This window comes from Qaidamihabitans albus, assembly GCF_016464705.1.
GTDB lineage: Bacteria > Actinomycetota > Actinomycetes > Mycobacteriales > Pseudonocardiaceae > Qaidamihabitans > Qaidamihabitans albus.
The window spans coordinates 1-561 of the sequence record NZ_JAEHOB010000054.1; the positions used below are offsets into that span (position 1 = coordinate 1).

The window sequence follows — 561 nt, forward strand, 5'->3', positions numbered from 1 at the left end:
GCTCCACCACGGTGTCCGCCGACCGGGTCCTGGTGGCCACCGGCCGCCGCCCGGCAACATCCGGGCTCGGCCTGGACACCGCCGGGGTGGACGTGGACGAGCGTGGCTACGCCTCGGTGGATGCCAGGCTGCGGACGAGCAACCGACGTGTCTACGCCGCCGGGGACATCACCGGAGCGCTGCCGTTCACCCACGTCGCCGGGATGCACGGCAGCATCGCCGCCACCAACGCCCTGCTCGCGCCCACCCGCAGCATCGACCACGAGCACATTCCCCGGGTCACCTTCACCGACCCCGAGATCGCCCACGTCGGCCTCACCGAACAGCAGGCCCGGCAGCGACACGGCACGGACGTGCGGGTGCGGCTTCTCGAACACGCCCACGTCGACCGCGCCGTCACCGAGGACGCCACCGAAGGCTTCACCCACGTCGTCCTCGACGGGAAAGGCCGCGTGCTCGGCGCGACCATCGCGGCCCCGCGTGCAGGCGAGATGATCGCCGAACTCACCGCGCTCACGGCCAGGAGCGGGCGGCTGCACGACCTCGCCTCCGTTGCCCACC

The 561-nt window shown here is 72.7% G+C and carries 1 protein-coding gene; it reads left to right on the forward strand.

Features of this window, described 5'->3' with window-relative positions; translation table 11 throughout:
- Nucleotides 1-561, forward strand: a 561-nt coding sequence (locus JAP66_RS31795) for an oxidoreductase dimerization domain-containing protein (RefSeq protein ID WP_199435575.1), incomplete at both ends; no start/stop codon positions are given.